This window comes from Flavobacterium sp. 120, assembly GCF_003633605.1.
Taxonomy (GTDB): Bacteria; Bacteroidota; Bacteroidia; order Flavobacteriales; family Flavobacteriaceae; genus Flavobacterium; species Flavobacterium algoritolerans.
In genome coordinates, this window is sequence record NZ_RBKZ01000001.1 from 3091273 (window position 1) to 3110015 (window position 18743).

Here is an 18743-nt window from a genome sequence, read left to right on the forward strand (position 1 = left end):
TCTAACAGTATGAAAAAATATTTATCCAACTTATTATTATTCATGTCTATACAGATTTGGTCACAAGACGCTATTCGGAATCAATATCAAAAAGAAAATTTTGAATCAGCAAAAAACACCCTTGAAAACGGCAATCATACAGTAGCTATCCGAGAATTCTTACTAGTCTACGACATGAATGCAAAATCTGAAATTGCTCAAATTGCTATAAAAAAAGCAGATTCATTAAAATCAATTATTAGAAATAATAAGCTCAATAGATTACTTGGAGATTGGAAATGGGTTTCTAAAGAGGGAAACTGGGCTATCCGAGAAGACGGCTTAGGTGGAAAAATGATTACTATCAATGTAGATGAAATCCTATTTTTCGAACTGTATCGTAATTCAAAAAAATGGGAATTAGTAAAAACAGAAAAGATTAAGTTTTCCGAAAATCCAGAGTCGTATTCTTTTACAGAATTTTTATATTCAAACAAAGAGATTTGGGATTATAGTGTAGATGAAAATTCAGGAGAATTAAAAGCTTATTACATTGGAGAAAAAACCGAGGAAGGATTTTCAGAATTAGTTTGTGGGAATCCAGTATTTTATTATTTTAAATTGCAATAATTATTAATCAAATACTGTGGAGAGCACAAAAAAACCCATTTCGAAAGAAATGGGTTTTTATAATAATTGAGAAAATCAATTATGCTTCAACTTCAAATGGAAGGATAGAAACATACGATTTGTTATCTCTTTTCTTTTGGAAGAAAACAACTCCATCTACTCTTGCGTGTAGTGTGTGATCTTTACTAATGTAAACGTTTGCACCTGGATTATGTTTTGAACCTCTTTGTCTTACGATGATGTTCCCAGCAATAGCAGCTTGACCACCAAATATCTTAACGCCTAAACGTTTTGATTCTGATTCTCTACCATTCTTAGAACTACCGACACCTTTCTTGTGAGCCATGACGTATTAGTTTTATTTTGTTATTATTCTTTTGTGTCTTCTTTTTTAGCTTTAGCTACCTTTTTCTTTGGAGCTTCAACTTCTTCTGTAGTTGCTTCAACTGCTGCTTTTTTAGGAGCTGCTTTCTTTGCACCAACACCAGTAATACCTTCAATTACAATTTGAGTAAGATATTGTCTGTGACCGTTTCTCTTTTTGTATCCTTTTCTTCTTTTCTTTTTGAAAACGATAACTTTATCTCCTTTTAAGTGTTGTAACACTTTAGCTTCTACTGAAGCACCTTCTATAGCTGGGGCGCCTAAAGTGATAGTTCCGTTATCATCTAATAAAAGAACTTTGTCAAAAGAAACTTTTGAACCTTCTTCATTAGTCAAACGGTGAACATAAACCTTTAAGTCTTTGCTTACTTTGAACTGTTGCCCTGCTATCTCTACGATTGCATACATACTGAATTGTTTTAATAATTTTTAAGGTTGCAAATATACAATTAAATATTTAACCTGCAATTAGTAAAACAAAAAATATTTACCACGCCTAACACCCTGATTTATTATACTTTTGAAGCTGTTTGATAAAAAACTCAAATGAACAGTTGTTAAAGTTTTATTCCGTAGTATTTTTGATGTAACAATACCCCTTTTTCCGTTACTAATAGAAAATAAAAATTATTAATCTAATTATGAAAAAATCAATAATGGCCTTAAGTACAGCGCTCATGCTTGGTGGAGTAGCTTCGGCTCAAAAAGTAGTTTTCGAAGAATATAATTTAGACAATGGCATGCATGTCATTTTACATAACGATCCTTCTGCTCCCGTAGTTGTAACTTCTGTGATGTATCATGTGGGCTCCAAAGACGAGAAACCGGACCGAACTGGTTTTGCCCATTTCTTTGAACATTTATTATTTGAAGGAACTGAAAACATCAAACGCGGTGAATGGATGAAAATTGTAAGTTCAAACGGAGGCACGAACAATGCGAACACTTCGGATGACCGAACGTATTATTACGAAGTATTTCCTTCTAATAATTTAGAATTAGCACTTTGGATGGAATCCGAAAGATTAATGCATCCTGTAATAAACCAAATTGGTGTTGATACTCAAAATGAAGTTGTAAAAGAGGAAAAAAGAACCAGTTTTGACAATCGCCCTTATGGAAATATCCTTACGGTTGTAAAAGAAAATATGTTCAAGAAACATCCGTATCGATGGAACACTATTGGTTCAATGAAAGATTTGGATGCTGCAACCTTAGAGGAATTTCAGGCATTTAATAAAAAATTCTACATTCCAAATAACGCTGTTTTAGTTGTTGCCGGTGATTTCGAAAAAAATCAGGCCAAAGAATGGATTCAGAAATATTTTGGACCAATAAAAAAAGGAACTGCTGTAACGAAACAAACTTTTGTTGAAGAGCCAATCACTCAAACGATAAAAGCGACGTACCAGGATGCTAATATCCAGATTCCAATGTTAGTTGCTTCGTACAGAACACCATCAATGAAAACAAGAGATGCCAGAGTTTTGGATTTCATCTCTTCTTATTTAAGTGATGGAAAAAGTTCAAAATTGTACAAAAAAATCGTTGATGATAAAAAAATGGCATTACAAATAGGTGCCGTTGGTTTTAGTCAGGAAGATTACGGAATGTATATTTTGTATGGTTTGCCAATGGGAACTAATACAGCTGCTGATGTATTAAAAGAAATTGACGAAGAAATTGTAAAAATTCAAACTGAATTGATTTCGGAGAAAGACTTCCAAAAATTACAAAATAAATTTGACAATAATTTTGTGAATGCCAATTCAAATGTAGAGGGAATTGCTGAAAATTTAGCAACCTATTATATGCTTTACGGCGATATCAATTTAATCAACACCGAGATAGAACTTTTACATTCTATTACTCGTGAGGAAATTAGAGACGTAGCGAAAAAATATTTGAATCCAAACCAAAGATTGCTTTTGGATTATATTCCTTCTACAGAACAGGCTAAAAACTAAGACATTCTAAATCATGAAAAAAACAAATATATTATTATTCATTTTGTTGGTAACAGGAATTATGCAGGCACAAGATCGCACACAACCAAAACCTGGAGCTTCGCCAGTAGTAAACATCAAAAAACCACAAACTTTTGTTATGCCAAATGGTTTGAAGGTTATGATTGTTGAAAATCACAAGCTGCCAAAAGTTAGCTTCAGTCTTTCATTAGACAATGCTCCTTATGCCGAAGGCAATAAAAAAGGAGTTGATGACTTAACGAGCAGCATGATAGGAAACGGAAGTAAAAAATTAGCAAAAGATGCTTTCAATGAAGAGATTGATTTTCTGGGAGCTGATCTTAATTTTAATTCTCAAGGCGCTTATGCAAGCACTCTTTCTAAATATTCTAAACGAATACTGGAATTGATGGCCGAAGGAGCTTTACATCCAAATTTCACTCAAGAAGAATTCGACAAAGAGAAAGCTAAATTACTGGAAGGGCTTAAATCTCAGGAAAAAAGTGTCCCAGCAATTGCAAACAGAGTTGTTGACGCGCTTGCTTTTGGAAAGAACCACCCTTCTGGAGAATACATGACCGAAGAGACGATTAAAAACGTAACTCTTGCAGACATTCAAGCCAATTACACTAATTATTTTGTTCCCGAAAACGCTTATTTGGTAATTATTGGAGACATTAAATACAAAGAAGTAAAACCATTTGTAGAGAAACTATTTGGGTCATGGCAAAAAAGAAGCACACCAAAACTGACGTACGCAGCACCCGAGAATGTACCTTTCACTCAAATCAATTTTGTTGATGTTCCCAATGCAGTACAATCGGAGATTTCATTAGTGAATACAGTGAATTTAAAAATGAGTGATCCTGATTTCTTTCCTGCTGTAATTGCGACTTCTATTCTTGGTGGTGACTTCAACAGTTACCTTAATATGAATTTAAGAGAACAACACGCATGGACTTACGGTGCCAGTTCTGTAATAGGAAGCGGAAAATACGTGACTAAATTAAGATCGACTTCGGCGGTAAGAAACGTAGTTACTGATAGTGCAGTAGTTGAATTTATCAAAGAAATCAAAAAAATACGTACCGAAAAAGTAAGCGAAGAATTACTGAGTGACACTAAAGCCGGCTACATAGGAAGATTTGTTATGCAGGTAGAAAAACCGCAATCAATTGCACGATATGCCTTGAATATTGAGACGGAAGACCTTCCAAAAGATTTTTATGAAAACTACATCAAAACGATCAATGCGGTAACTGCTGATGATGTACTTCGTGCAGCCAACAAATATTTCCTTTTAGACAACAAACGAATCATTATTGCCGGAAAAGGATCGGAAGTAATTCCAGCTTTGGAAAAACTAAAAATTCCAATGTTTTATTTTGACAAATACGGTAATCCATTGGAAAAACCAGTTTTCAAAAAAGACATTCCTGCTGGCATAACTGCGAAAAGCGTTATTGATAATTACATCAAAGCTATTGGTGGTGAAAAAGCGGTTTCTGCTGTAAAAACGATTGTAATGAATGGAACAACGACTATTCCTCAAGCGCCTTCTCCTTTAAGTTTTACTTCTAAGATAGATGCAAAAGGAAAATTAATGGTTGAATTAGCGATGGGAACCATGAGCCTGATGAAACAGGTGGTAAATGAAAAAGGAGCTTACGTAATGCAACAAGGGCAACGCCAAAACATCGAAGGAACGATGCTTACTGATATGAAAGCAAGCGCAACTACTTTTGAAGAATTATTGCTTTCTAAAAAAGAAGGATTGGTATTGGGCGGTATTGAAACAATCAACGGAAAAGAGGCTTATGCTGTAAAAAATGGGAAAACAACATTCTATTATGATGTGACTTCTGGATTAAAACTGGCTGAATCTAAAGTAATAGAACAAGGCGGTCAAACCATAACACAAACTACAAATTATGGAGATTACAAGGATGTAAAAGGAGTTAAGATTCCTTTTAACATCATTCAAAATGTAGGGTTTGAACTGGACATTAAAATGTCTGATGTAAAAATCAATGAAGGTGTTTCAGATGCTGATTTTCAATAATCAAAACTTGAATTAGTGAATAAAGGCTGTCTTTTTAGGCAGCCTTTATTGTTTTACAAAGTTTCCGAATCTATTTCTTAGCCGATAAGTACACTCCGATTAGAATAATAAAGGCACCGAAAAACTGAACCACAGTAAGCATTTCATTGTCTAATAACCCCCAACAAAAAGCAACAACAGGAATCAAATACGTTACTGACGTAGCAAAAACCGGTGAGGACATTTGGATAAGTTTAAAGAACAGAATATTTGCAATTCCAGTTCCCACAACCCCAAGAACCATGATAAACAAAACAGACTCCTGTACTTTTACATCATGTACCACTTCAAAGAAACCAGAGAAAAATAAGATGATGAATGCCGGAAAAAACAACACCATAAAATTACCGGTAGTAATACTCAACGGACTCAAATCATGCAAATATTTCTTAATCAGATTCACATTGACAGCATAACATATTGACGCTATTAAAACCAAAATAGCATAATAATAATTTTGTTCCGGATGATGAATAGCACCATTCAAAATCAACAAAGCACTTCCTATTAAACCAATTAGAATTCCAAAAATCTGATTCCTTTTGAATTGTAATCCAAAAACCAAAGCTCCTAAAATCAATGTATTCAAAGGAGTCAGGGAATTCAAAATAGAACTCACGGAACTGTCAATTTCCGTCTGGGCAATCGCAAACAGATACGCTGGTATAAATGTCCCGAACATGGAAGTCAAGGCAATATATTTCCATTTGTGTGCCGGAATTTTGGATAAACTTTTAAATCCTATCAGCACTAAAAAAACAGCTGCAAAAATAATTCGCAACGATCCCAATTGTAAAGCTGTTAAACCAATAAGCCCTTTTTTTATTAATATAAATGAACTTCCCCAAACCAAGGCAAGAACCATCAAGTACACCCATTTTAACTGCTTCGATTCCATAAAGATAATTTTGCCCCAAAATTGTAATTATTTTATGAATTACTCCTCCTTTTTTTAATTAATTTTGCAGTTCAGAAACACGCTTTTAATCTTTAAAATTTACATCATAATGAATTTCAAAAAATCAATCGTAACACTAGTACTTACAAGTGTTTTATTTGTAGGCTGTAAAGAAAAATCAACTGAAATAGTTTCGAAAGAAATTACTGAAACAGCATCTCCAAAAGTTAAAAAAGAAATCGCAACTGCCAATCTTCAAACAGCCAGTTTTTCTGTAGAAGGAATGACTTGCGCTATAGGTTGTGCCAAAACGATTCAAGAAGATTTAACCGGACTGGATGGTGTTCAAAAAGCAACGGTAGATTTTGAAACAAAATTAGCCACCGTGACTTTTGACAAAACGGTTCAAACTCCAGAAAAATTGACTAAAGTTGTCGAAGCCGCCGCTGACGGTAAAACATATAAAGTTTCGAATATGAAGTCATAAATTGACTTTTACATTTCACAAAAAAAGCATTCGTTACTGGCGAATGCTTTTTTTATACAATACTATTTCCATTTCAAAGTTTCCAGCAGTCGCTGCATGTCATTTTTGATATAACTTGCCGCTGGCATAATGGAATCATAATTGGGTTTTGCATAGAAATAAACAGAACCTGTTACAAAATGTTTGGTGCTGTCAGTAGCGTAAAACTGGGAATTAGTTGCCGCATTTCCTTCTACCTGATAAAACATTCCATAGACCTTTTTGTCTGAATTCAAATACGGTTGTTCTAATATATCATCCGCTTTTATCACGTGTTTATAAGTCAATGTTTGTGCATCACGCAACAGTTCATTAATATTTTTCGCCACTGGCTTATAGGTAAGATAAATAGTCGCTTTCATTTTTGGATACGTAATCGTAAAACTACAATCGGCCTCTTTTTTAATAACTGCATCTGAATTCATTTCGAAAGCAAAAGGGCATTCGTTTTGAAAATTCACATATTTGGCTTCCGGATAATCCAATCGCAAATAGCTTGAAGGTTTTGGCAAGACATCATCTTTACAACTAAAACTCAAGAATGAGACTGCAATTATTGCCGAAAAAGCGATTATTTTTTTTAACATTTTTACTTATTCAATTGTTACTTTTATTTGTTTCACCCTTTTTTGATCCACAGCTTCTACTGTAAACAGACAATTTTCGAATGAAATTTTTTGATTTTTTTTTGGAAAATTTCCCAAAATTTCAAGAATAAACCCAGCCAGCGTTTCAGCTTCTCCTTTTTTGATTTCGAATAATTCTTCGTCGACATCAATTATTCTGTAAAAATCCTTGAGGTTTATTTTTCCTTCAAAAAGGTAATTTCTATCATCAATTTGGGAGAAATTAATATTCTCATCGTCAAATTCATCGCTGATATCACCTACTATTTCTTCGATCACATCTTCAAGCGACACTAATCCTGAAGTTCCACCATATTCATCGACTACAATCGCAAGATGGCTTTTCATACTCTGGAAATCTTTTAGCAAATTGTCCAGTTTTTTATTTTCAGGAACAAAGAAAGGTTCCCGTAACAATGATTTCCAGTCAAATTCATTAGTATTAATGTGCGGAAGTAAATCTTTGACATACAAAACGCCTTCTATCTGGTCTATATTGTCTCGATACACGGGAATTCTCGAGTATCCTTTTTCTATGATTTTAGGACAAATAACAGCAAAAGATTCGTCTATTTCTAAAGCGAAAATGTCAATTCGAGGACTCATCACTTGTCTTGTATCGGTATTTCCAAAACTTACTATTCCTTCCAATATTTTTTGCTCTTCGGTAGAAGTTTCATCCGAAGCGGTTAATTCTAAGGCTTGAGACAATTGATCGACAGAGAAATTTGTTTTTTGCTTTCCTAATTTATTGTGCAAATAAATCGTGGCTGCGCGCATGGGCAAACTTATTGGCGAAAGCAATTTGTCCAAAAAAGCAATTGGATAGACAATCAGTTTAGCAAATTTTGTATTGTTTCTGCTGGCGTATACTTTTGGCAAGACCTGACCGAATAATAAAATTAAAAAGGCTGCAGTCACTACTTCCAGAATAAATTTTAAAAGTGGTGCTGTTACTCCGGAAAAAATTGTTTTTCCAACAAACGAAAACAATAACACTATGGAAATATTAATGAAATTATTAGCAACAAGAAGTGTCGCTACCAGTTTTTTTGGTTTTTCTAAAAGTTCCGAAATAATTTTGCCTTTGGAGTTATTTTCTTGTACCGTTTCATCGATGTCTTTTTGTGACAACGAAAACAAGGCTACTTCAGCGCCTGAGATTAATGCTGAACAAAACAGCAAAATGGCAATTCCTGTAAAGCCAAATACTACATTAGCATCAATAGCGTAAGAAAAAAATAAACTGGGCTCTGGGTCCAAACTAGTTAAGATTAATTAAACAATCAAAATGGCAAGTCATTAATAGGCAAGACATTATTTTCCGAGTCAAAATTAGTGTTTTTCGAGACATCAGCTACAGGAATTTGTTTGTTGTTTTCACTGTCTTTTTTTGTGGAAAGAAAAGTGAATTCGGTTACCTGAATTTCGGTGGTGTGTTTTGTACTTCCATCCTCTGATTGCCATTGACGGGACTTTATGCGTCCTTCCACATATATTTTATCTCCTTTAGAAAGGTATTTTTCACAAAGTTCAGCCGCTTTATTGCGTACTACCAAATTATGCCACTCAGTAGAAGTGATTTTTTCATTGGTGGTTTTGTTGATATACACTTCGTTTGTTGCCAACTGAAATCTTCCGATACAATTGCCTCCGTCGAAATAATGCATTTTGACATCATCGCCAAGAAAACCGATAAGCATAACTTTATTTAATGTTCCGTTCATTGTAGGATTTGGTATTTCTATCAAAGATACATTTTTTTGGAAATAGTTTAAAAAAATCATTTTCTAATTATATTATGAAAAATATAAAAAATAGGAATTTTCATATTTTTTTTTATATTTGTAAGGCTTTATACTGTAAAACAATTTTATAACCATTAAAACTATTATTTTGAAAAAAACATTATTTTTAGCAGCTATTATTTTAGTAACGCTAAGCTCTTTTGCAACAAAAGAAAACACAGTAAATAAATTTGAAGAAGAAATAAAATTAGTTAGATGGAACTACCAATGTAATGATGGAACTGGTCATACAGGATCATTCCTTGCATCATCAACAACTTCGCAGGAAGACGCACTAGTTATAGCAACAAAAATTTGTTCAGATAGAAAAACTGAAGGTTTAGAACCTTAATGAATTTTAAAACGAAGATATAAAGCCTTCATAAATTTTTAAAACAGTATAAAGCATTTTTTAATATTAAATAATTCAAAATGAAAATAAAGATTCTTTTTTCTCTGCTTTTTTTTACCACTATTGTTTTTTCACAAAACAAAGGATTAGTATATTATGGTTACATAGAAGCCTTACTTGATGGCAATGCAAAAGGGGCTGATAGCAATGCTTATCTTGTTTTCAATAAAGAACAGTCTTATTATGTCACGGCCAAAGATAGTTTAGAAAAAACGGCTAAAATTAACTCAATGACTGTTTACAAAAAAAATTACGAAGGAAAAAGGGAATATACGGGTAAACGAAGTGCCCAAGGAGATCAGGTAGTCTATAATATAAAAGCAAATACCATGTGGTCGAATTTATATTTTGACAAACAAATTTACGTTAAGGATGAAGCCACTAAACTAAATTGGAAACTAAGTACAGAGTCAAAAAAAATTGGTAATTTTTTATGCAAAAAAGCAACTACTTTTTTTAGAGGTCGTAACTATACCGCGTGGTATACCTCTAAGATTGCAATACCTTTTGGACCATGGAAATTGCATGGATTACCTGGACTAATTTTAGAAGCCTACGACACGGAAAAAAATGTTTATTGGTATTTCAAGAGCGCTGAATACCCATCAAATACTAAAGAAAATGTAAACTCCATCAGGAAAGCAAAAGGAGGAAAACCCATACAATTTGTAAATCAGACAGCCTTCAATAAATTTCGTTTAGACAGACAGGAAGAAGCCATTGATGTAAATAGAATGAATCAAAAAAACTTTAAAGGAGTAATTTTTATTGATCCAAAATTATCCGAATTATTTGTAGAATTTGAATAAATGAAAAAAATAATTTTACTGTTCCTTATTTTACCAATTTACTGTTTTTCTCAACAAATAAAAATAAACGGGACTATTTTAGACAACAACAACAGAGGCCTTGAAAATGCTTCTATTGTTGTTTTTGATACGTCTGAAAATATTTTAGGTTTTAAATACAGCGATGAAAAAGGAATCGTTAATTTAAGCCTTGAAAAAGGGACATTAGAATCCATTAGGATTGAAATTACAAATTTAGGCTTTGTAAAAAAAGAACTAAAATTTGATTTGAAAACAGATAAATCATTTACGTTTACTATTTCTATGCAGGAAGACGTAGAAACATTAAAAGAAGTCATCATTCAATCAGATCAGAAAATCCGAATAAATCAGGATACTACATTCATAAAAGTAGATAAATTTTTAAATAAGACAGAACAAACCTTGGAAGATGTTCTGAAAAAATTACCTGGAATAAAAGTGGAAGTTGATGGTAGTATTAAAGCTCATGGTAAAGCAATAGACAAATTACTTATTGATGGCGATGACCTTTTTGATAAAAATTACAAAATATTATCAAAAAACCTGGATGCAAAAGTTCTAGATGAAGTACAAATTTTAGACAATTTCGAAGAAAATCCAATTTTGAAAAACCTATCAAATTCCGACAAAGTAGCCTTAAACATTAAGTTTAAAAAAGGGTATTCAAATATCTGGTTTGGAAACACTTCTTTAGGTCTTGGAACCAAGAATAGATCCAAACAAAGTCTAAACTTAGGACTGTTGAGAAAAAAAATAAAATTTTTTTATTTTGGTGATTACAACAATATTGGCGAAAAATCAACAAACTTAATTACTGGTAATCAAGAGTCTATAGATTTTTCTGATTTCAACGGGAGAATAGAAAAAAAGACAAAAATGCTATTTAAAATCAATAGCAACGAAAACACACAATTTAACACCACTCAAAGTTTATTTAACAAAGCACTTTTAAACTCAATAAGCGTAAGTTCAAAAATAACTGATAAAATTAAACTTAGAGCTGTTGGGTATTATTTAAACGACAAACAAAATCAAAATTCCAGTGCTTTAACGGAATACAATATTGACCCAAATCCGATTATTTTTTCTGAAAGCAATACCTACAGAAATACTAAAACATTAGCGTCGACAGAACTAGAATTAAAGCTTTTAGCAACTAAAAAAAGCTATTTCACAAATTATTTTTCTTATCAAAATAACCCTGAAAAAGTGTTTGATGATTTAGTATTTAATCAGAACATAATCAATCAAGATTTAAAAAATAAAAATGAATCTTTTTATAATCATCTTCAAAACACATATTCAATAGCCGAAAATAAAATATTAACCAATTATTTTTATTTTGGAAATAATAAAATAAACCAGAATGCAACTATAAAATCTGATTTATTGAACAATTACCTTGACAACGATTTAAATCAAAACGTGTTACAAGAAGTAAATAACAAACTCACTTATTTTGGATACAAAACGACTTTGATTATAAAGAAAAACCATTTAGAGAGTAACTCTACTTTAACCTTGGAAAGCAATAAAGAGAGGCTTAAAAGCATTTTAAAGAATCCCGAAAATTTTGAATTCTTGAATAATAATACGATTTTCAGTCAAAAAATTATCAGCTTAAACCAAAATGTAAAATATTTTATCAGCAAACAAATTCAATTTTCATCAAATATTAATATTTCAAAAAACAGCATTAATGACCAAGATTTCTTTTTATTAAATCCTAGTTTAAAACTTGAATTTTCACTAAAAAGAATAGGTCGATTAGGATTTAGCTTTGATTATAACTCTAAATTACCTGAGAATAATATATTGTCCCCAAACAATCAACTTAATTCATACAGAAGCTTTTTAAAAGGCGAACAAGAAATTCAAAAAATGTACGGAAAAGTTTTTTCAGTAAACTATTCATTGTTCAATACTCCAAAAAGATATTCTATAGAAGCTTCATTACTCTATTTTAATACAACGTTAGACTATAACATAGAAAGCACCATTGACCAAAATTTCACTCAATCCAATTACTTCATAGCAAGAGGAGGCGAGAACACAATGAGCAACTTTGGTTTAACAAATTACTTTAGAAAGTTAAAATTGGCAACAAAAATCGAATCAAATCAAAATTGGTCAAACAATCCAATAAAAATCAATTCTAATACGACGGAGATCATAAAAAACTATTATAGTAGCTATAAAATATCAGGGACTACATTTTTTAAAAAATTTATTAATTTCGATTTTGGATATAATTATAATTTTTTCCAATCCAATTACAAATCAAATATTTCAAAAAACAAAACTTCTGATTATTTTGTAAACATTAATCATACATTTAAAGGAATTTGGATAGCAGAATTAAAATACAATTTTTATAATTTAGATTCAAAAGACTATACTTTTATAAATGCATCATTATCATACCTTCCTAGAGAAAGTCATTTTTCATATTCCATAATATTGAATAATCTAGCCAATGAAAATACATATTCAACACAGTCAATTAGCTCCTATTCCTATTTCAAAACTACAATAGATTTAGTGCCTCGATATTTTTTATTCACAACAAAATACCGTTTTTAAAATCGATTATTTTCAATAAAATTATGAATCACAATTGGGAAAGGAAAAGTTCTCAAAGTTTCCCCATCAATTCCGTTTTCAATTGTCCCTTTTACTTTTACTTTCCAAAACTTGATATGCAAATGCTGGTGTGACAATTTATGAATGATGCTTTTTTCGTTGTATTCTAACATGCTTATAATTTCATATTGGTTGCCAAAATCCTTTTGAACCATAGCAACAACACTATCAAAATCTTCTGCCGCATCGGTTTCTATCAAAGGGAATTCATATAAGTTGTGCCAAATTCCTTTATCTATTCTTTTCTGGATAATTGTATTTCCCGTTTCGTCTTCAAGAACCAAATAATTAAAGTATCGGTTCCTAACTTTTAGTTTTTTGGATTTTACAGGCAACTGATCGACTTTGTTTTTTTGCAAAGCGGCGCAACTTTCGTTAAAAACACAAATGCCGCAATTCGGACTTTTAGGAACACATTGCAACGCACCAAACTCCATAATGGCTTGATTGAAAGTTGCCGGATTATCTTTTGGCATGAGTTCGAAAGCCAAAGCAGCGAATTCTTTTTTGGCGGAAGCCTGAGCAATATCCGTATCCATGTCGAAATAACGAGACAAAACCCGGAACACATTTCCATCAACAACAGGAACGGCTTCATTATAGGAGAAAGAAGCAATCGCCGCTGCGGTATATTCTCCTACTCCTTTTAATTTCAATAAGTCATTATAAGTTCCTGGGAAAACTCCCGATAAATCAAAAGCGATATGCTGTGCTGTTTTATGTAAGTTTCGAGCTCTGGAATAATATCCTAATCCCTGCCAAAGTTTCAAAACTTGTTCTTCATTGGCTTTCGCCAAATCAAAAACGGTAGGAAAAGCGGTTGTAAAAGATAAAAAATAAGGCATTCCTTGTGCAACACGCGTCTGTTGTAACATGATTTCAGAGAGCCAAATAGGGTACGGATTAGTGGTATTCCTCCATGGCAAATCGCGTTTATTTTGTAAATACCATTGTACTAGCAAGTTAGAAAAAATCATGTTTTAATTATTTGTTAGCAAAAGTAAAAGTTTATGTGATTAAAATTTAATCAATTAGCTTGAATAATTGTTTTTTAAATTCCTATATTTGCAAACTCAAAAAAATAGTACAACATTATAAATAGGAAAGAAAATGACGAAAGCAGATATCGTAGCAAAAATTTCAGAAAAATTAGGTCTTGAAAAAGGAGATGTACAGGCAACTGTAGAGACTTTTATGAATGAAGTAAAAAATTCATTAGAAACTGGAGACAATGTTTATTTAAGAGGTTTTGGAAGTTTTATAGTGAAGACTAGAGCTGAGAAAACAGGAAGAAATATTTCCAAGAATACAACAATAAAAATTCCTGCACACAACATTCCTGCATTCAAACCTGCAAAAGTATTTGTAGAAGGAGTGAAAACAAATAACGAAGCAAAATAACAATATTAATTAATCATAAAATCTACAAGATATGCCAAGTGGTAAAAAAAGAAAGAGACATAAGGTAGCAACGCACAAACGCAAGAAAAGAGCGAGAGCTAACCGTCACAAAAAGAAAAAGTAGTTTTAAACTACTTTTTTCTTTTTAAACGTTCATTGAAATTGAGAATTAGTAATCAGTATTCAGTTTTTAGTATTCAGTTAACTGCGTACTTACCACTGCAAACTGCCAGCTAATTTTCCCCGGGTTCAATACCTGTTAAAATATTGTTTAATCCATTTGTTCGCCTTGGCGAATAGATAAAAAATTTACAGTGTGAATAAAGAATTAATCATTAGATCTAGTTCTGAAGCCGTAGATTTTGCCTTATTAAAAGATGGAAAACTAATTGAATTACACAAAGAAGAAGAAAAAAGCAACTTCCAGGTTGGTGATATTTTTATTGCCAAAATCAGGAAACCAGTTGCCGGATTGAACGCTGCTTTTGTAAATGTAGGCTTCGAAAAAGATGCCTTTTTACATTATCACGATTTAGGTCCTAACTTATCTTCCCAACTGAAATTCATAAAACTTGTAAGCGCAGGTAAATTAAAAGATTTCTCCCTAAAAACCTTTCAGTTTGAAAAAGAAATAGATAAAGATGGTACTATCACTGATATATTAAGTGCCAATCAATCTGTTTTAGTACAAGTCGTCAAAGAACCTATATCTACAAAAGGACCAAGAATTAGCGCTGAGCTTTCTCTTGCCGGAAGATTTATAGTTTTGGTTCCGTTTTCTGACCGCGTTTCTATTTCACAAAAAATAGAAGACAAAAAAGAAAAAGAACGCTTGAAACGATTAGTACAATCCATCAAACCAAAAGGATTTGGTGTTATTGTTCGCACAGTAGCCGAAGGCAAAAATACAGCCGAATTAGAAAAAGATTTGCAGAACCTGCTCAGCAGATGGACTGCAATGTGTAAAAAATTACCAACTGCTCATCATCCATCCAAGGTATTAGGAGAACTCAACAGAGCCTCTTCCATATTAAGAGATGTATTTAATGATACCTTCAGCGGTATTCAGATTGATGATGAAGAGTTGTACAACCAAACAAAGGATTATTTGCAAGAAATTGCACCTTCAAAACAATCAATTGTTAAGTTTTATCAATCAAAAGACACACCTATTTTTGAGAAATACAACATAGAGAGACAAATCAAAACTTCTTTTGGAAAAACAGTATCCATGAGTAAAGGAGCTTACCTTATTATCGAACACACTGAAGCTTTGCACGTTATAGACGTAAACAGCGGAAACCGTTCTAATAAAGCCACCAACCAGGAAGATACCGCCATGGAAGTCAATATGATTGCAGCAGCCGAAATCGCAAGACAATTACGTCTTCGTGATATGGGCGGAATCATCGTAGTTGATTTTATCGATATGTCAAATCCTGAAAATCGTAAAGTTTTGTTCGATTTCTTGAAAGAAGAAATGAGCGACGATAAAGCGAAACATAAGATCTTACCTCCGAGCAAATTTGGATTAGTTCAAATTACAAGACAAAGAGTAAGACCAGAAGTAAACATTAAAACTAGAGAAGAAGATCCAAACAATGAAAATGCGGAGATTGAAGCTCCAATATTAATCATTGATAAAATTGCTTCCGATTTAGAAAGAATTTTAAAAACCCACAAAGACGTTGTGCTTAATGTACATCCATTTGTGGCTGCATACCTCAGTAAAGGTTTTCCATCATTACGTTCAAAATGGTTTCTTGAACATAAAAAGTGGGTGAAAATCATACCTCGTGACGCTTACACGTATTTAGAATATCATTTCTACGATAAAAAAGAAAATGTTATTATAGAATAGATTCTGAAATAAATTCAGAATAAAAAACCGCCTTTCGTGAGATTGGCGGTTTTTTTATGTCTTTTTATTACTGATAAAACCGTAAATTTAAACAACTTGCAGTTTCAAAGCACTTCTCTTTATCTGGAGAAATATAAAAGTAATTAGAACTCCTACTATAGACATACCAACACCTACTAAGTTGGGAGATGCATAACTAAATCCAAACACCAAAGGCAATCCGCCAAGAAAAGCTCCTAAAGCATTTCCTATATTAAATGCAGCTTGTATCGCAGCCGAAGCAATCATTTCTGCACCTACAGCCGTCTGAATCATAAGCACCTGTATTGGAGCCACAACCGCAAAAGAAATACAACCCGTAGAAAACACTAATGCCAGAGTCATATACTGGTTTGAAGAAAAGAAATACACTAATAATAAATCCAAGGCCATTATAAAAAGCAACATCACAATTGTTTTTGCAGGAGAAAATCTATCTGCTAATTTTCCTCCGATAAAATTTCCAAAAACCATTCCTAAACCAGCTAGGATTAGGATATAAGGCACATCTCCGGCTGAAAATTTAGAAATATCTGTGAGTAACGGGGCTATATAACTAATCCAGCAAAATAATCCCCCAAAACCAAAAGCAGTAATTGAAATGATTAGCCAGGCTTCTGTTTTTTTGAAAAACTGTAACTGACTTTTAATTGTTTCTTTGGCGCCAGCTTTTAGATTTGGCATCCAAAAATAAAGAGAAACAAAAGTTAAAAATCCAACAATTGCAATTATTATAAACGTATAACGCCACGTATAATGATGCCCAATGTAGGTTCCTATTGGCACTCCCGCAAGGTTTGCAATTGTCAATCCCGAAAACATGATAGAGATAGCCTGCGCTTCTTTTCCTTTGTCAGCCAGACTGCTGGCAACAACAGCTCCAACTCCAAAAAAGGCTCCGTGAGGCAATCCAGAAAGCAATCTTGTAGCGAATAAAAATTCATAATTGGGTGCAATAATCGAAAGCGCATTGAAAAAGGCAAGCATAGCTGCCAAAATCAAAAGTATTTTTTTAGGAGGATAATTTCTCGCAATGATGACCAATAAGGGCGCGCCTATTACAACTCCTAAAGCATAGGCAGAAATTAAATGTCCAGCTACCGGTATTGAAATCTTTAAATCTGATGCAATATCGGGCAATAAACCCATCATCACAAATTCAGTTATTCCTATAGTTAAACCGCCCAATGAGAGCGCGATGAGACTTTTCTTCATTTTGTTTTATAAAATATTAATATGAGTGTTTTAAAATCGATTGTTTTTTCATCCGACAAATTTATTTATAACAAATCCAAACAAGTTGTACATTTGCAATATAAAATTGTAATTATACGCTATGCCTAAATTAAATCAATTTGAAACATTAGTTATTGATGAATTCGAAGAAGACAAATTTCACCTTCCCACTCACAGTCATACGTATTATGAAATCATCTACATAGTAAAAGGAAACGGGATTCATCACCTGAACAATAATTTATTATCCTATAAAACGGGAGATTTATTTGTGATTTCACCTGACGATGAGCACTATTTTGACATTAAAAAAAGTACGCGTTTTGTCTTTATAAAATTTACCGACAATTATTTTAATTCCAATAAAAAGCTATCCTGTGATGAATTTCTGTTGAATACGCCGGAAAATTTTATGAGAGATAAATCACTAAAAGAAAATGTCTTAAAACTAGATGAACCTTGCAAAACCATTTTAAAAAATACGATAGAAAACATTACTGCTTACAATAGCAAAACGAATGTTTCTTCATCGCCAATTGTTTTTTACCAAGTTTTGTCAATTTTCGGATTAATAAAGGAAACGATGCGCTGTATGAATATGCAAATTACAGGAACTGGTATTGATAACGAGCAAATCATATCTTATATTCATCAAAACATTTATAATCCAAAACTGGTTCAAATAAAATCAATTTCGACGCATTTTAATATAGCCACTACCTACTTCGGCACGTATTTTAAACGAAGTTTTTCAATAACTTATAGAGATTATATTAACAACCTGCGAACCAAATTAATCGAAAAAAGATTTTTCAACAATCAAGTGCCCATCAAACAAATTGCCTATGAATTTGGCTTTACAGATGAAAGTCATCTGTCTAATTATTTTAAAAAACAAAAAAACATGAAGCCCAGCGACTTTAAAAAGTTGTAGTTTTTTCTAATTTAGGATTGTTTTTATTTTCTTCTTTCGGCAAAAAATCGCTTCATCAACTCCGAAGCCTCATTTGCCAGAATTCCAGAAACAACAGTAGTTTTAGGATGCAATTGCGTTCCCATTTTTACAAAACCGCGATTTTCATCGCTGGCACCAAAAACAATTTTAGAAATCTGACTCCAATACAAAGCACCGGCGCACATCTGGCAAGGTTCCAGTGTGACATAAAGCGTGCAACCAATTAAATATTTACCTCCAAGAAAATTAGCTGCTGCAGTAATAGCCTGCATTTCGGCATGAGCCGTAACATCAACCAGCATTTCAGTAAGATTATGCCCTCTGGCAATCACTTTATTATCAATTACAACAATAGCACCAACAGGAATTTCGCCTTTTTCAAAAGCCATTTCGGCTTCCTGCAAAGCTTTTTTCATAAAATATTCGTCGGTGAAAGGATTTATCATAGCTACAAAAATAAGAATTCAA

General features: G+C 32.7%; 19 protein-coding genes. 10 read left to right on the forward strand and 9 right to left on the reverse strand.

What is annotated here, in order from left to right; all coding sequences use genetic code 11:
- The first annotated feature begins 9 nt into the window (after positions 1-9).
- A complete protein-coding gene (locus C8C87_RS13220) occupies positions 10-609 on the forward strand; it encodes a hypothetical protein (RefSeq protein WP_233550036.1) in 600 nt (199 codons plus the stop codon).
- 79 nt (positions 610-688) lie between these two features.
- On the opposite strand, the gene rpmA is transcribed toward C8C87_RS13220, so the two are convergent.
- Both rpmA and rplU read right to left on the reverse strand, forming a co-directional pair.
- On the reverse strand, positions 689-955 hold the full coding sequence (gene rpmA / locus C8C87_RS13225) for a 50S ribosomal protein L27 (protein ID WP_086453627.1): 267 nt from the start codon (positions 953-955) through the stop codon (positions 689-691).
- Positions 956-978: 23 nt separating this feature from the next.
- Positions 979-1401: a 50S ribosomal protein L21 gene (gene rplU / locus C8C87_RS13230; RefSeq protein ID WP_121342910.1), complete on the reverse strand. Its 423-nt coding sequence runs from the start codon at positions 1399-1401 to the stop codon at positions 979-981.
- A gap of 233 nt (positions 1402-1634) precedes the next feature.
- On the opposite strand from rplU, the gene C8C87_RS13235 reads away from it, so the two are divergent.
- Positions 1635-2960 (forward strand): pitrilysin family protein, encoded by a 1326-nt coding sequence (locus C8C87_RS13235; protein ID WP_121342911.1) that lies wholly within the window; start codon positions 1635-1637, stop codon positions 2958-2960.
- 13 nt (positions 2961-2973) lie between these two features.
- Positions 2974-5022: a pitrilysin family protein gene (locus tag C8C87_RS13240; RefSeq protein ID WP_233550037.1), complete on the forward strand. Its 2049-nt coding sequence runs from the start codon at positions 2974-2976 to the stop codon at positions 5020-5022.
- A 70-nt stretch (positions 5023-5092) separates the two neighbouring features.
- Here the strand turns inward: C8C87_RS13240 and C8C87_RS13245 are convergent, their stop codons facing one another.
- Positions 5093-5959, reverse strand: a complete 867-nt coding sequence (locus C8C87_RS13245; RefSeq protein WP_121342912.1) for a DMT family transporter — start codon at positions 5957-5959, stop codon at positions 5093-5095.
- A 109-nt stretch (positions 5960-6068) separates the two neighbouring features.
- On the opposite strand from C8C87_RS13245, the gene C8C87_RS13250 reads away from it, so the two are divergent.
- Positions 6069-6446 carry a heavy-metal-associated domain-containing protein gene (locus tag C8C87_RS13250; RefSeq protein ID WP_121342913.1) on the forward strand — a complete coding sequence of 126 codons (378 nt, stop codon included), beginning with the start codon at positions 6069-6071 and terminating at the stop codon, positions 6444-6446.
- Between the two features lie 62 nt (positions 6447-6508).
- Here the strand turns inward: C8C87_RS13250 and gldD are convergent, their stop codons facing one another.
- Genes gldD through C8C87_RS13265 form a run of 3 tightly spaced genes read right to left on the reverse strand, consistent with a single transcriptional unit; the run spans position 6509 to position 8838 of the window.
- Positions 6509-7072 carry a gliding motility lipoprotein GldD gene (gene gldD, locus C8C87_RS13255; protein WP_121342914.1) on the reverse strand — a complete coding sequence of 188 codons (564 nt, stop codon included), beginning with the start codon at positions 7070-7072 and terminating at the stop codon, positions 6509-6511.
- Between the two features lie 6 nt (positions 7073-7078).
- Positions 7079-8374, reverse strand: coding sequence for a gliding motility-associated protein GldE (locus C8C87_RS13260; RefSeq protein WP_121342915.1), 1296 nt, complete (start codon positions 8372-8374; stop codon positions 7079-7081).
- A 23-nt stretch (positions 8375-8397) separates the two neighbouring features.
- Positions 8398-8838, reverse strand: a complete 441-nt coding sequence (locus tag C8C87_RS13265) for a single-stranded DNA-binding protein (protein ID WP_099714247.1) — start codon at positions 8836-8838, stop codon at positions 8398-8400.
- Between the two features lie 169 nt (positions 8839-9007).
- On the opposite strand from C8C87_RS13265, the gene C8C87_RS13270 reads away from it, so the two are divergent.
- From C8C87_RS13270 to C8C87_RS13280, 3 genes are all read left to right on the forward strand, one after another.
- Positions 9008-9250, forward strand: coding sequence for a hypothetical protein (locus C8C87_RS13270; RefSeq protein ID WP_121342916.1), 243 nt, complete (start codon positions 9008-9010; stop codon positions 9248-9250).
- 80 nt (positions 9251-9330) lie between these two features.
- Complete coding sequence (locus tag C8C87_RS13275; RefSeq protein ID WP_099714246.1) at positions 9331-10119, forward strand: GLPGLI family protein; 789 nt, start codon at positions 9331-9333, stop codon at positions 10117-10119.
- Positions 10120-12723, forward strand: a complete 2604-nt coding sequence (locus C8C87_RS13280) for a hypothetical protein (RefSeq protein ID WP_099714245.1) — start codon at positions 10120-10122, stop codon at positions 12721-12723.
- Here C8C87_RS13280 and mutY read toward each other — a convergent pair.
- A complete protein-coding gene (mutY, locus tag C8C87_RS13285) occupies positions 12720-13760 on the reverse strand; it encodes an A/G-specific adenine glycosylase (protein WP_121342917.1) in 1041 nt (346 codons plus the stop codon). The two genes, C8C87_RS13280 and mutY, sit on opposite strands and share 4 nt — an antisense overlap.
- Positions 13761-13893: 133 nt before the next feature.
- Between mutY and C8C87_RS13290 the strand changes: the two genes are divergently transcribed.
- On the forward strand, positions 13894-14184 hold the full coding sequence (locus tag C8C87_RS13290; RefSeq protein ID WP_066080765.1) for an HU family DNA-binding protein: 291 nt from the start codon (positions 13894-13896) through the stop codon (positions 14182-14184).
- 316 nt (positions 14185-14500) lie between these two features.
- The gene (locus C8C87_RS13295) at positions 14501-16045 is read left to right on the forward strand and encodes a ribonuclease E/G (RefSeq protein WP_099714243.1); all 1545 of its coding nucleotides are present in this window, start codon (positions 14501-14503) and stop codon (positions 16043-16045) included.
- 87 nt (positions 16046-16132) lie between these two features.
- Here the strand turns inward: C8C87_RS13295 and C8C87_RS13300 are convergent, their stop codons facing one another.
- Complete coding sequence (locus C8C87_RS13300; protein ID WP_121342918.1) at positions 16133-17299, reverse strand: MFS transporter; 1167 nt, start codon at positions 17297-17299, stop codon at positions 16133-16135.
- 121 nt (positions 17300-17420) lie between these two features.
- Here C8C87_RS13300 and C8C87_RS13305 point away from each other — a divergent pair, with 121 nt between their 5' ends.
- Positions 17421-18254 carry an AraC family transcriptional regulator gene (locus C8C87_RS13305; RefSeq protein ID WP_121342919.1) on the forward strand — a complete coding sequence of 278 codons (834 nt, stop codon included), beginning with the start codon at positions 17421-17423 and terminating at the stop codon, positions 18252-18254.
- 23 nt (positions 18255-18277) lie between these two features.
- Here C8C87_RS13305 and C8C87_RS13310 read toward each other — a convergent pair whose 3' ends face one another.
- Positions 18278-18721, reverse strand: coding sequence for a nucleoside deaminase (locus C8C87_RS13310; protein ID WP_121342920.1), 444 nt, complete (start codon positions 18719-18721; stop codon positions 18278-18280).
- Positions 18722-18743 lie beyond the last annotated feature (22 nt).